We start from the raw sequence: 12,303 nt of genomic DNA, 5'->3' as shown, positions 1-12,303 counted from the left end.
ACGCGAGGACGCAAACGCAAACGGGCCGCTGTGGGGCGGCCCGTTTGCGTTGCAGATTGGTGGAGGTGGGGGGATTCGAACCCCCGTCCGAAGGCACTCCATCCCCGGCACTACATGCTTAGCTCACCGTTGGATCTCGTTCCCGAACAGCACAGTGCGCGAAGCGCATCCGGGAACCAGCCTGCTTTGGGTTAACCGGGTGCTGACAGGCAACCACTCCCGGCGATTCCGTGATAATTACCCTACGTCGCGAGCACGGACACAAGCGATTTCGGGGCTTAGGCCTTAAGCGGCCAGTGCGTAGTTGTCGTCGTTGGCAACTAGAAGTTTGCAGCTGGATTTACGAGGAAAGCTACCCCCTCGGCATGCGCCAAGCGATTTCGCGACCCCCGTCGAAGCCAATGCACCCCCGGGGACTACAAGATTGCTGACCTGCCCAGTATAGGGCCGCCGGTAGCGTTCACAAGCGTCGTTGAGGTTTGCACGCGGTGGCGTTCATCCGCGTCGCGGTGCCCATGCCCCTGTTGCGCTTGTATGCTTTGCGGATGCCGAAATCGACCCGAGAGAATCCAGCCGACGCCATCCGCCGTCGATTGCGTCCGTTGCGCGGGCAGGTGTGGGCGCTGGGCGTGCTGGTCGCTTCCCTGACCCTGGTGGTCGTGCTGTGGAAGATGGCCTACGACCGTGAGCTGCGCACGAGCGAGGAGACATTCATCTCGCAGACGCAGGACGCCGCCGACCTGTTGCGCCAGCGCATGGTGAACTTCGAGCTGGTCGCGGGCGGCGGGATTTCGCTGTTCGCTTCGGTGGCCCGGCCGACGCCGGACCAGTGGTTCGGCTACGTGGACGGCATGGAGCTGCACCGGCGCTTCCCCAGCGTGGCCGGGCTGGGTTTCACCGGCTACCTGCGTCAGTCGCGGCTGGATGAACTGCAGGAAGAGTGGCACCAGGCCGGTTGGGGCGATCTCAAGGTGCGGCCCAACCTGGGCGGCGACCGACTGGCGGTCGTGCTCTATCTGGAGCCAAGAACCCCCGAGAACCTGGCGGTGATCGGCTTCGACATGTTTTCCGACCCGGTCCGGCGGCAGGCGATGGAACAGGCCATGAGCTCGGGCGAGCCGACCTTGTCGGGACCGGTGCCGCTGGTCCAGGGCGACGGCCAGCACAGCTCCGACACCGGCCTGCTGCTGTATCGGCCGGTCTACCGCGGACCGGAGGCGCCGGCGACCCCGGAGGCGCGCCGCGAATCGATCCTGGGCTGGGTCTATGTGCCGTTCTGGGTCGAGGACTTCGTCAGCGAGGTGCTTCCCGAGCGCGACCTGAGCTTCACCATCGACGACATCACCGACGGTGCGCCCGAGCGGATTTTCAGCCGGCGCCCCGAGTCCGCCAAGCCACCGGCGTTTTCCAATGCGGTCGAGTTCGAGAACTACGGCCGCCGCTGGCGCGTGCAATTTGAATCCGCGCCGCTGGCCAAGGCCGCGCCGCGGCTGTCCAGCCTGCAGAGCATCCTGTCGCTCGGCCTGCTTGCCTCGCTGCTGATGTACGCCATCGCCTGGATGCTGGCGCGCACCGAAGCGCGCGCCCAATCCATCGCCCGGCGCCTGACCGAGGAATACCGCCACAGCGAGGAGCGCTTCCGCACGGCGATGGAGTACTCCGCCATCGGCAAGGCGCTGATGGACGCGCGCGGAACGATCGTCCAGGCCAATCCGGCGTTCGGCGCGATCGTCGGCGTGGAGCCCGACCAGTTGGAGGGGCGCCCCTTCGATGACCTGTTCGAGGACCCGCCGGGGTATCGCCAGACAAGCGACCCGGTCCGGACCGGCGATGGCGACGGCGTGCGCCGGGAGACCCGCCGCCTGCATCGTCAGGGCGGCGAGCCACGCCACGTCCAGCTGACCTACGCCCCCATACCGGGTGGGGAGGGTACGGCGGTCAGCGGACTGGTCCAGATCGAGGACGTGACCGATCGCCTGCGTGCCGAGGCGCGCGTTCGCGCACTCAACCGCACCCTGGAGGCGCGCGTGGCGCTGCGTACGCGCGAGCTGAGCCAGAGCAACGAGGAGCTGGAAGCGTTCGCCTACAGCGTCTCCCACGACCTGCGTGCGCCGCTGCGGGCGATCGACGGCTTCAGCCGCGTGCTGGTGGAGCGCTACGGCGATGCGATGGACGAGTCCGGGCGCGACTACCTGGGCCGCGTGCGTAGCGCGGCCGGCCGGATGGGCGAGCTCATCGACGCGTTGTTGAAGATGTCGCGTGTCGGCCGTGGCGCGCTGAAGACCGAAGCGGTGGATCTATCGCGCATGGCCAGGGAGATCATCGACGACCTGCGCGCCGGCGATCCGGAGCGGGCGGACCGGGTGGAGGTGGTCATCGAGCCCGGCCTGCAGGCGAGCGGTGATGCGGCCCTGCTGCGCAACCTGCTGGTCAACCTGCTGGGGAATGCGTGGAAGTTCACCCGCGACCGGGACTCGGCGCGCATCGAACTGGGCCGGGAAGGGGATGAATTCTTCGTCCGCGACAACGGCGCGGGATTCCCGCAGGACTACGTGGGCAAGCTGTTCCGGCCGTTCCAGCGCCTGCACGCGCAGTCGGAGTTCGACGGGCACGGCATCGGTCTGGCGTCGGCGAAGCGGGTCGTCCAGCGCCACGGCGGGGTGATCCGTGCCGAGGGAAGCGCAGGCGAGGGCGCCAGCTTCCACTTCACCCTGGCCACCGCCTCGGATGAGGCGGACTGAGCCGGTCAGCCCGGCCGGCGCGACGCCGGCCGGAGTCCACGCGCTTCGGCCGGCTCAGGCGTTCTTGTTGTGCTGGCGCAGGGTGCGCTGCTTTTCCCGCGCCCAGTCGCGGTCCTTGCTGGTCTGGCGCTTGTCGTGGCTCTGCTTGCCCTTGGCCAGCGCCAGTTCCAGCTTGACCTTGCCGGCCTTCCAGTACATCGAGGTCGGGATGACGGTGTAGCCGTCGCGCTCGATCTGGCCGATCAGCTTGTCGATTTCGCGCCGGTGCAGCAGCAGCTTGCGCGTGCGCATGGGATCGGCGACGACGTGGCTGGAGGTGGAGATCACCGGCGTCATCTGCGCGCCGAACAGGAACATCTCGCCGTTGCGGACCACGGCATAGCTCTCGCCGATGTTGGCGCGGCCGGCACGGATCGACTTCACTTCCCAGCCCTGCAGCGACAGCCCGGCTTCGAAACGCTCTTCAAGGTGGTAATCGAAGCGGGCGCGCTTGTTCAGTGCAATGGTGCCGCCGCCCGACTTTCCCTTATCCTTGTCGCTCTTGTTGGTTTTGTTCTTCGTCATTGCGCCTATTGTGTCCGATCCGGAGCGCGCCGTGATACCGGATGATGGCTGTTGCTCCCATGACCACGATCCACCGCACCGCCCTTGTTGCCCATTCGGCTGCACGCATGTTCGAGCTGGTCAACGACGTGGAGGCGTACCCGCGACGTTTTGACTGGTGCCACCAGGCGCAGGTGCTCGAGTCCGGCGACAACCACGTGGTCGCGCGCCTGGACCTGGGCCTGGGCGCGTTAAAGACGTGGTTCACCACCCGCAACACGTTCAGCGCGCCGGAGCGTATCGACCTGGCGCTGGTGGACGGGCCGTTCCGCAAGCTGTCGGGACGCTGGGAATTCACAGCGCTGGAAGAATCAGCCAGCCGGATCAGCCTGACCCTAAAGTTCGAGCCGGCCATCCGCCTGCTTGGGCCGGCGATGGCAATCGGTTTCCAGAAGCTGGCCGACCGCATGGTCGATGACTTCATCCGCGCCGCGGATCGCGATCCGTCGTGAAGGTCGAAGTGGTGCGGGCGTGGCCCGATCGCTTCGAGCGTGTCGAGCTCGAACTGCCGGCGGGGGCGGTGGTGGCCGATGCGCTGCGCGCGTCGGGCATGGTGCCGGAAGAGCAGGCCGATACGACTGCGGTGGCGGTGTTCGGCGTGGTCTGCGGCCTGCAGGACGCGCTGCGCGATGGCGACCGCGTGGAGTTGCTCAGGCCGCTGTTGATCGACCCCAAACAGGCCCGGCGCCGCCGCGCAAAGGCGGCCAGAACGCCGGGATGAGAAGGCGCCTCAGCGCTTCTTCTTTTCCTTGGCGAGGTTGCGGCCGAACTGCTTGACCGAGTTCTTGGCCAGTTCCGCGTCCTGGTTGGGAAAGTAGTCACCTTCCCATTTCACCAGTTCGTCGTTCGCGTCAAACCACAGGGTCAGGTTCTTGATGCGGGTGCGCGCCAGGCGATCGGTGCGCTCGCTGGCGGTGTAATCCCAGCGATCGGGATGGTAGGGGTCCTGGATGGACGGGGTCCCCAGCAGGCCGGCCACCTGTTGCTTGGCCATGCCCACCTGCAGCTGCTCCACCGCGTTCTCCTTCAGCAGGTTGCCCTGGTAGATGGGTTGGCGGTAGACGATGCCGCATCCGGCCGTGGTAGCGGCAACGGCAAGGACGAGCAGGATCGTGCGCAATGGGTGCTTGGTCATCGGTGTCTGCAGCAGGTGGATAACGGGGGCGATGATACACTGCCGCCGCCGCGCCGCGGCTGCACCCTGTCCACGTTCATCCAGTGTTGCAGGGCGCTCGTCGCCCGCCACGGATCCCGCAAGGAGCCCTTGATGGAATCCCAGAACCTTCGTAACGCGGGTCTCAAGGTGACCCATCCGCGCATGCGGATCCTGCAGTTCCTCGAGCAGAGCAAGCCCCGCCACGTCACTGCCGAGGACATCTACCGGCAGTTGCTCGACCAGGGCGAGGATATCGGCCTGGCCACCGTGTACCGCGTGCTGACCCAGTTCGAGGCGGTCGGGCTGGTGCTCAAGCACAATTTCGAGGCCGGCCAGTCGGTGTACGAGCTTGACCGCGGTGGCCACCACGACCACATGGTCGACGTGGACACCGGCAAGGTGATCGAGTTCGAGAACGAGGAGATCGAGCGCCTCCAGCACGTCATCGCCGCGCAGTACGGCTACGAGATCGAGGACCACACGCTGGTCCTGTACGTGCGCAAGAAAGGCTCGCGTTAGCGCGTCAGCGTCGCCGGAATCGGGCTGGGCGTGCCGCGTCAGGTGACGTCATCGAGCAGGCGCTGCGCGGCCGCGCGCGCCTCGCGCGTCAGTTCCACGCCGCCCAGCATCCGGGCCAATTCCTCCTGGCGCTGGTCGGCATCCAGTTGCTGCACCTGGCTCTGGGTGACGCCGTCGGCGGCCGCCTTGCTGACCCGGTAGTGCGCATGCCCCTGCGCTGCGACCTGCGGCAGGTGGGTGACGCACAGGACCTGGCGATTGGCACCCAGCGCGCGCAGTTTGCGACCGACGATGTCGGCCACCGCGCCGCCGATCCCGGAATCGACCTCGTCGAACACCATCGTGGGCACCGCATCCAACCCGAGCGCGGCGACCTCGATCGCCAGCGAGATCCGCGACAGCTCGCCACCGGACGCAACCTTGCGCAGCGGGCGCGGCGGCTGGCCGGGGTTGGCGGCGACCATGAACTCGATGCGCTCGCCGCCGTTGGGATCGGGCTTGTCGGCAGGCAGCGGCTCGACGTCGATATCGAAGTGGCCGCCGCCCATGCCCAACTCGCCGATCAACGCCGTGGTGGCCTCGGCGAGTTTGCCCGCCGCTTTGCGCCGCTTGGCGCCCAGCGCGTCCGCCACCGTCCGCCAGGCCTGGCGGGCTTTGGCAATGTCGCCATCGAGCCTTTCCAGCCGGCGATCGGCCCCGCGCAGCGCATCCAGCTCCGCTTCGATCGCATCGCGATGCGCGGCCAGCCCTTCCGGCGCCACACGGTGCTTGCGGGCCAGGTCATGCAGGCGGGCCAGGCGCTGCTCGATCGACTCGAACAGCGACGGATCGATGTCCAGGTCGTCGCGAATGCGGTCCAGCAGGCTGCCTGCCTCGTCGATCTGGATCGCGGCGGCGGCGAGCATGCCGTCAACTTCGGTCAGGCGGGGTTCGTGGGTGGCGACGCGCTGCAGTTCGTGGCGCACCTGCTGCAGCGCGCGCGATACGGAGGCATCGTCGCTGCCACCGAGTTGCGCGAACGCGCTCTCGCTGGCCGCAATCAAGTCGCTGGCGTGGGCCTGGCGACGGTGGTCCAGCAGTAACTGGGCGATGGAATCGGCATCCAGCGTTTCCCGCTCCAGCTCAAGGAACTGGTGTTCCAGCCATTCGATGCGGTCGCCGACGTCGCCCTTGGCGACCAGTTCGTCGCGCTCGCGCAGCAGCGCGCTCCACTGCATGGCGGCCTCGGCCACCCGCGCTCGCTCGGGCGCGGTGGCGGCGTAGGCGTCAAGCAGGGCGAGCTGGCTGCCGCGCGCCATCAGGGCCTGGTGCTCGTGCTGGCCGTGGATCTCCACCAGGTGCGCGGTGAATTCCGCCAGCTGCGTCATCGTCACCGGCCGCCCGTTGATCCAGGCGCGGGAACCGCCGTCGGCGCGGATCACCCGTCGTACGAGGCAGCCCGAACCTGACGGCACGTCGTCCTCGTCGAGCTCATGCTCTTGCAGCCACGCGACGGCAGCAGGCACGTCGTCCAGCCTGAACTCGCCCGCAAGCTCGGCGCGCTCGGCCCCGTGGCGCACCACGCCGCTGTCGGCGCGGATGCCCGACAGCAGGCCCAGGGCATCGACCAGCAGGGACTTGCCCGCGCCGGTTTCCCCGGAGATGACGGTAAGCCCCGGTCCGAAGACGAGTTCGGCCTGGCGGACGACGGCGAAATGCTTGAGTGAGAGATGGGTAAGCATGAGGCGCGAGTCTAATCGGGACCGCGTCCGCACGGAATTGTCTTGAATTGGTCCGCGCTGGCCCCATTGCTGAGTCAGTCAAGGACCACACGTCCCCGTATCGTCAGGACCAGAGCAGATATGACCACCGAACCCAACCAGGATCCGGCAGCACAGTCGGCCCCAGTCGAAAGCGACAACCACGATCCGGAAAGCCAGCTGGCGGCCCAGCTGGACGCGGCCAACCAGGAGCTCAACAACCTGCGCGAGAGCATGTTGCGCGAGCGCGCCGATCTGGAAAACCAGCGCAAGCGCCTGACCCGCGATGTGGAGATGGCGCGCAAGTTCGCCAACGAACGCCTGCTGTCGGCGTTGCTGCCGGTAATCGACAGCCTGGAGGCGGGCCTGCAGGCGTCCGGCGACGACGCCGATGCCCTGCGCCAGGGCGTCGAGCTGACCCTGAAGCAATTGCTCAAGGTCACCGGCGACAACGGTCTGGTCGAGGTCAATCCCGCCGGCCAGCCGTTCAATCCGGAACACCACGAGGCGATGAGTACCGTGGCCAGCGCCGAACACCCGCCCGGCCACGTGGTCCAGGTCTACCAGAAGGGCTGGCTGCTCAATGAACGTCTGTTGCGGCCGGCATTGGTTGTTGTCAGCGGCGACGCTTGAACCGGCGGGCCGCGACCCCCAGATAACTGACATGAGCGGCAGCAAGTGTGGCCGCCCCCGTCTATCGGCATCAAATCCAATATCAAAGGAATAAACAGCATGGGCAAGATCATCGGTATCGACCTGGGCACGACCAACTCGTGTGTCGCGGTGATGGAAGGCGGCAAGGCGAAGGTCATCGAGAACGCGGAGGGTGATCGCACCACTCCGTCCATCGTCGCCTACACCAAGGACGGCGAGATCCTCGTGGGCGCCTCGGCCAAGCGCCAGGCCGTCACCAACCCCAAGAACACCTTCTTCGCGGTGAAGCGCCTGATCGGCCGCAAATTCACCGACGCCGAAGTGCAGAAGGACCTGGACCACGTCTCGTACAGCGTCATCGCCCATGACAACGGCGATGCCTGGGTGGAGACCGGCGACAACAAGAAGATGGCGCCGCAGCAGATCTCCGCCGAGATCCTGTCCAAGATGAAGAAGACCGCCGAGGATTACCTGGGCGAGAAGGTCACCGAGGCGGTCATCACCGTGCCGGCGTACTTCAACGACAGCCAGCGCCAGGCGACCAAGGACGCCGGCAAGATCGCGGGCCTGGACGTCAAGCGCATCATCAACGAGCCGACCGCGGCCGCGCTGGCCTACGGCATGGACAAGAAGGGCGGCGACCGCAAGGTGGCCGTGTATGACCTGGGCGGCGGTACCTTCGACGTCTCGATCATCGAGATCGCCTCGGTCGATGGCGAGATGCAGGTCGAGGTGCTCGCCACCAACGGCGACACCTTCCTGGGTGGTGAGGACTTCGACAACCGTGTCATCGCCTACCTGGTCGAGGAGTTCAACAAGGACCAGGGCATCGACCTGCGCAAGGACCCGCTGGCCCTGCAGCGCCTGAAGGATTCCGCCGAGCGCGCCAAGATCGAGCTGTCCACCGCGCAGCAGACCGAGGTCAACCTGCCGTACGTGACCGCCGACGCATCGGGTCCGAAGCATCTGAACATCAAGCTGACCCGCGCCAAGCTGGAGTCGCTGGTGGAGGATCTGGTCAAGAAGTCGATCGAGCCATGCCGTACCGCGCTCAATGACGCCGGCGTGCGCGCCAGCGAGATCGACGAGGTGATCCTGGTCGGTGGCCAGACCCGCATGCCGAAGGTGCAGCAGGCCGTCACCGAGTTCTTCGGCAAGGAGCCGCGCAAGGACGTCAACCCCGACGAGGCCGTGGCCGTGGGTGCCGCGATCCAGGGCGGCGTGCTGGCCGGCGACGTCAAGGACGTGCTGCTGCTGGACGTGACCCCGCTGAGCCTGGGCATCGAGACTCTGGGCGGCGTGTTCACCAAGATCATCGAGAAGAACACCACGGTGCCGACCAAGGCCTCGCAGACGTTCTCGACCGCGGAGGACAACCAGTCCGCCGTGACCGTGCACGTGCTGCAGGGTGAGCGCGAGCAGGCCCGCTACAACAAGTCGCTGGCGCGCTTCGACCTCTCGGGCATCGAGCCTGCGCCGCGCGGGCTGCCGCAGGTGGAGGTGTCGTTTGACATCGACGCCAACGGCATCGTCCACGTGACTGCCAAGGACAAGAAGACCGGCAAGGAGCAGAAGGTCGAGATCAAGGCCGGCTCGGGCCTGTCCGAGGAAGAGATCCAGAAGATGGTCCAGGACGCCGAGGCCAACCGCGAGGAGGACCAGAAGTTCCACGAGCTGGTGCAGGCGCGCAACCAGGCCGATGGCCTGGTGCATTCGGCGCGCACCGCAATCAAGGAGAACGGCGACAAGCTGCCGGGCGAGTTGATCGGCGCGACGGAAGCGGCGATTGCCGACGTCGAGACCGCGATGAAGGGTGACGACAAGGGCCAGATCGAAGCCAAGAGCAAGGCGCTCGAGGAAGCGGCCCAGGCCCTGTTTGCGGCGGTCCAGTCGCAGCAGGCCGGCGCCGACGCGGCCGGTGGCGACGCCAGCGCCGACACGGCGGCCGACGATGTGGTCGACGCCGAGTTCACCGAAGTGAAGGACGACGACAAGAAGCAGTAAGCGATCCGCTCCCGCAGATGAGCGCGGGTTGGGCGCGAGGGTTCGGGATCGATGCGTGGTCCCGGACCCTCGTTGTTTGAGTGGCTCGTTCCGACAAATTTTTGAACCAGACCGCGCGGACGTTGGTCCGACGGGCAGGGGAAGTGGCAGTACATGAGCAAACGCGACTATTACGAGGTCCTGGGCGTATCCCGGACGGCAAGCAGCGACGAGCTGAAGAAGGCGTACCGGCGTTGTGCGATGAAATACCATCCGGACCGCAACCCGGACGACGCAACCGCCGAGGCCAGCTTCAAGGAGTGCAAGGAAGCCTACGAAGTGCTTTCCGATGACTCGCGCCGGCGCATGTACGACCAGCACGGCCACGCGGCGTTCGAGCACGGCATGGGCGGCGGTGGCGGCGGGTATTCCGACGACATGGGCGACATCTTCGGCGACATCTTCGGCAACATCTTCGGAGGTGGCGGCGGTGGACGCGGTCCGCGCCGCGGCGCCGATGTCGGCTATGTGATGGAGCTGTCGCTGGAAGATGCGGTGGCCGGCATCGAGAAGCGCATCGAGATCCCGACCCTGGACTCGTGCGCAAAGTGCAAGGGCAGCGGTTCCGCCGACGGCAAGCTGCATACGTGCAATACCTGCCACGGTCGGGGCCAGGTGCGCATCCAGCGCGGCATCTTCTCGATGCAGCAGGCCTGCCCGCATTGCGGCGGCCGCGGCCAGTCCATCGAAAACCCGTGTGGCGACTGCCACGGACAGGGACGCATCGAAGGCAGCAAGAGCCTGCAGGTCAAGATTCCGGCCGGCGTGGACAACGGTGACCGCATCCGCCTGTCCGGCGAGGGCGAGGCCGGCCCTGCCGGATCGCCGCCGGGCGACCTGTACGTCGAGGTCCGCGTGCGCGAGCACGAGTTCTTCCAGCGCGACGGCGACGACCTGCATTGCGACGTGCCGATCCGGCTGGGCCAGGCGGCGCTGGGTGCCTCCATCCGGGTGCCGACCCTGGGCGGTGACGTGGAACTGAAGGTTCCCGCCGAGACGCAGACTGGCAAGGTGTTCCGCCTGCGCGACAAGGGCGTGCAATCGGTCCGCAGCCGCCGGCCCGGCGACCTGTATTGCCGCGTGGTCATCGAGACGCCGGTCAACCTCACCAACGAGCAGCGCGAATTGCTGCAGAAGCTGGAAACCAGTTTCACCGGCGAGCACGCCAGCCGGCACTCGCCGCGCTCCTCGACGTTCATGGATGGCGTCAAAGGTTTCTGGGACCGGATGACCTCCTCCTGAGTCGCCGTTCCGGGTTGAAACACCGGCCGTGACCGGAACGTCGCGGCCTCGTTGTCCATCCGCCGTGAAAGAATGGCTGCGGCGATTGCAGGAGGCCTTGGATGATGACGGACGGCGGACGTATCAGAACCACTCGCGGCGGGCGCTTTTCGGGCGTCTGGCTGCTGGTTGCGGCGCTTTGTGTGGCCTTGGTCGCGTGTTCCACCGACAAAGCGCCGGTCGAGCCTGCCGACAGCCCGGGCACGCAGGAGAAGTTTTCCCGGGTCCAACCGTGGGCGCTGCCGGTCGCCAGCGAAGCGGCGCATCCCGACCTCGTTGCCACACCGCAGGGCGATTTGCTGCTCAGCTGGGTGCAGCCGGCGCAGGACGACCATCGTGAGCTGCGGATTGCCCGGTTGGCGTCACCCGCGCCCGGTGCGCCGGGTGCCTGGGCGGATCCACTCAGTGCAGGCACCGGCGGCAACTGGTTCCTCAACTGGGCGGACACGCCCCACGTCTACGCGCTGCCGGACGGTTCGCTCTGGGCGCACTGGCTGCGGCAGACCGGTGAGGGACATACGGATTACGGGATCGATCTGGTGCGTTCCGGCGACGGCGGCCGGACGTGGTCTCCGCCAACGCTGGTGAGCCTTCCCGATCTGCCAGGCGACAACGGATTCGTGACCTTCTGGCCCCAGGCATCCGATGAGCTGGGGATGGCCTGGCTGGACAGCCGGCAGAAGGCCACGGCATCCAGCTCGGCCGGCACGGAAACCGCGCCGACCGCCAGCGATCAGCACCCCGGCAACGCGCCGGCCGACGATGGCCACGGCCACGGCGACGGCGACGGCGCAATGATGCTGCGTGCCGCCATCTACGGCGCGCCCGCGTCAAACACGCCTGGCGCCGCCGCGTCGAAATTGATCGAGTGGCCTCTGGACGTCTCGACCTGTGACTGCTGCACCACGGCCTCGGCAATCACCTCGCGCGGTCCTGTCGTTGTCTACCGCGGGCGCAGCGCCGGCGAGATCCGCGACATCCGCCTGCTGCGCCTGGAAGGCGGAGCGTGGACCGCGCCGCGCGACGTGCACGCCGATGGCTGGTGGATGACGGGCTGTCCGGTCAACGGCCCGGTGGTCGTTGCCGAGGGCGATACCGTATGGGTGGCCTGGTACACCGAGGCCGATGGCCAACCCGAGCTGCGACTCGCCCGTTCCGACGATGCCGGCGACAGTTTCGGTCCGCCGCTCGCGGTCGCCAATGGGCCGCAGGTGCTGGGGCGGCTGGGGCTTGGGCTTGCGCAGGGGCATGTGCTGCTGTCCTGGCTGCAGGAGGGCGACGGTGGCGACGGCCAGCAATTGATGCTCTCGCGTATCGACCGCGGGCTCGGCGCTGCCCACAGCATTCCGGTCGCGGCCTTGTCCGCGCGCGGCCGTGCCAGTGGAATTCCCAGGCTGGCGGTGCTCGACGAGGCCGCATGGCTCGTCTGGGGAGAGGTGGTGGACGGAACACCCACCCTGAAGGGCGCTGTCGTCCAGTGAGCCGCTGCGGTCCGGGACGCTTGCGGGAGCGGTGGTACAACAGACCTCCGGCGCCGCTTGCCCGTGCGGCCGCGCAGCCTATAGCC

At 67.2% G+C, this 12,303-nt stretch carries 11 protein-coding genes and 1 other RNA gene; 8 read left to right on the top strand and 4 right to left on the bottom strand.

What is annotated here, in order from left to right:
- Positions 1 to 57: 57 nt before the first annotated feature.
- Positions 58 to 411: a transfer-messenger RNA gene (gene ssrA, locus INQ40_RS07220) on the bottom strand.
- A gap of 134 nt (positions 412 to 545) precedes the next feature.
- Between ssrA and INQ40_RS07215 the strand changes: the two genes are divergently transcribed.
- Entirely contained in the window at positions 546 to 2,741 is a 2,196-nt protein-coding gene (locus INQ40_RS07215) for a CHASE domain-containing protein (protein WP_194339833.1), read from the top strand.
- A 54-nt stretch (positions 2,742 to 2,795) separates the two neighbouring features.
- Here the strand turns inward: INQ40_RS07215 and smpB are convergent, their stop codons facing one another.
- Positions 2,796 to 3,305 carry an SsrA-binding protein SmpB gene (gene smpB / locus INQ40_RS07210; protein ID WP_193983344.1) on the bottom strand — a complete coding sequence of 170 codons (510 nt, stop codon included), beginning with the start codon at positions 3,303 to 3,305 and terminating at the stop codon, positions 2,796 to 2,798.
- 59 nt (positions 3,306 to 3,364) lie between these two features.
- On the opposite strand from smpB, the gene INQ40_RS07205 reads away from it, so the two are divergent.
- Both INQ40_RS07205 and INQ40_RS07200 read left to right on the top strand, forming a co-directional pair.
- Positions 3,365 to 3,796 carry a type II toxin-antitoxin system RatA family toxin gene (locus INQ40_RS07205; protein WP_194339831.1) on the top strand — a complete coding sequence of 144 codons (432 nt, stop codon included), beginning with the start codon at positions 3,365 to 3,367 and terminating at the stop codon, positions 3,794 to 3,796.
- On the top strand, positions 3,793 to 4,065 hold the full coding sequence (locus tag INQ40_RS07200; RefSeq protein ID WP_194339829.1) for an RnfH family protein: 273 nt from the start codon (positions 3,793 to 3,795) through the stop codon (positions 4,063 to 4,065). Before INQ40_RS07205 ends, INQ40_RS07200 begins: the two co-directional genes overlap by 4 nt.
- A gap of 9 nt (positions 4,066 to 4,074) precedes the next feature.
- Here the strand turns inward: INQ40_RS07200 and bamE are convergent, their stop codons facing one another.
- The gene (gene bamE / locus INQ40_RS07195; protein WP_193987279.1) at positions 4,075 to 4,464 is read right to left on the bottom strand and encodes an outer membrane protein assembly factor BamE; all 390 of its coding nucleotides are present in this window, start codon (positions 4,462 to 4,464) and stop codon (positions 4,075 to 4,077) included.
- A 147-nt stretch (positions 4,465 to 4,611) separates the two neighbouring features.
- Between bamE and fur the strand changes: the two genes are divergently transcribed.
- Positions 4,612 to 5,019, top strand: a complete 408-nt coding sequence (gene fur, locus INQ40_RS07190; protein WP_193983340.1) for a ferric iron uptake transcriptional regulator — start codon at positions 4,612 to 4,614, stop codon at positions 5,017 to 5,019.
- A gap of 38 nt (positions 5,020 to 5,057) precedes the next feature.
- Here fur and recN read toward each other — a convergent pair whose 3' ends face one another.
- Complete coding sequence (gene recN, locus INQ40_RS07185; protein WP_194339827.1) at positions 5,058 to 6,740, bottom strand: DNA repair protein RecN; 1,683 nt, start codon at positions 6,738 to 6,740, stop codon at positions 5,058 to 5,060.
- A gap of 120 nt (positions 6,741 to 6,860) precedes the next feature.
- Between recN and grpE the strand changes: the two genes are divergently transcribed.
- From grpE to INQ40_RS07165, 4 genes are all read left to right on the top strand, one after another.
- Entirely contained in the window at positions 6,861 to 7,391 is a 531-nt protein-coding gene (gene grpE / locus INQ40_RS07180; RefSeq protein ID WP_193983336.1) for a nucleotide exchange factor GrpE, read from the top strand.
- Between the two features lie 99 nt (positions 7,392 to 7,490).
- Complete coding sequence (gene dnaK, locus INQ40_RS07175; RefSeq protein ID WP_194339825.1) at positions 7,491 to 9,416, top strand: molecular chaperone DnaK; 1,926 nt, start codon at positions 7,491 to 7,493, stop codon at positions 9,414 to 9,416.
- Positions 9,417 to 9,569: 153 nt separating this feature from the next.
- Positions 9,570 to 10,697, top strand: a complete 1,128-nt coding sequence (gene dnaJ, locus INQ40_RS07170) for a molecular chaperone DnaJ (protein ID WP_193983332.1) — start codon at positions 9,570 to 9,572, stop codon at positions 10,695 to 10,697.
- A gap of 182 nt (positions 10,698 to 10,879) precedes the next feature.
- On the top strand, positions 10,880 to 12,217 hold the full coding sequence (locus INQ40_RS07165) for a sialidase family protein (protein ID WP_228481952.1): 1,338 nt from the start codon (positions 10,880 to 10,882) through the stop codon (positions 12,215 to 12,217).
- Positions 12,218 to 12,303 lie beyond the last annotated feature (86 nt).

This window comes from Lysobacter sp. H21R4 (assembly GCF_015277535.1).
Taxonomy (GTDB): domain Bacteria; phylum Pseudomonadota; class Gammaproteobacteria; order Xanthomonadales; family Xanthomonadaceae; genus Novilysobacter; species Novilysobacter ciconiae.
The sequence above is the reverse complement of the archived record's forward strand: the minus strand, read 5'-3'. Positions and strand labels throughout refer to the sequence as shown.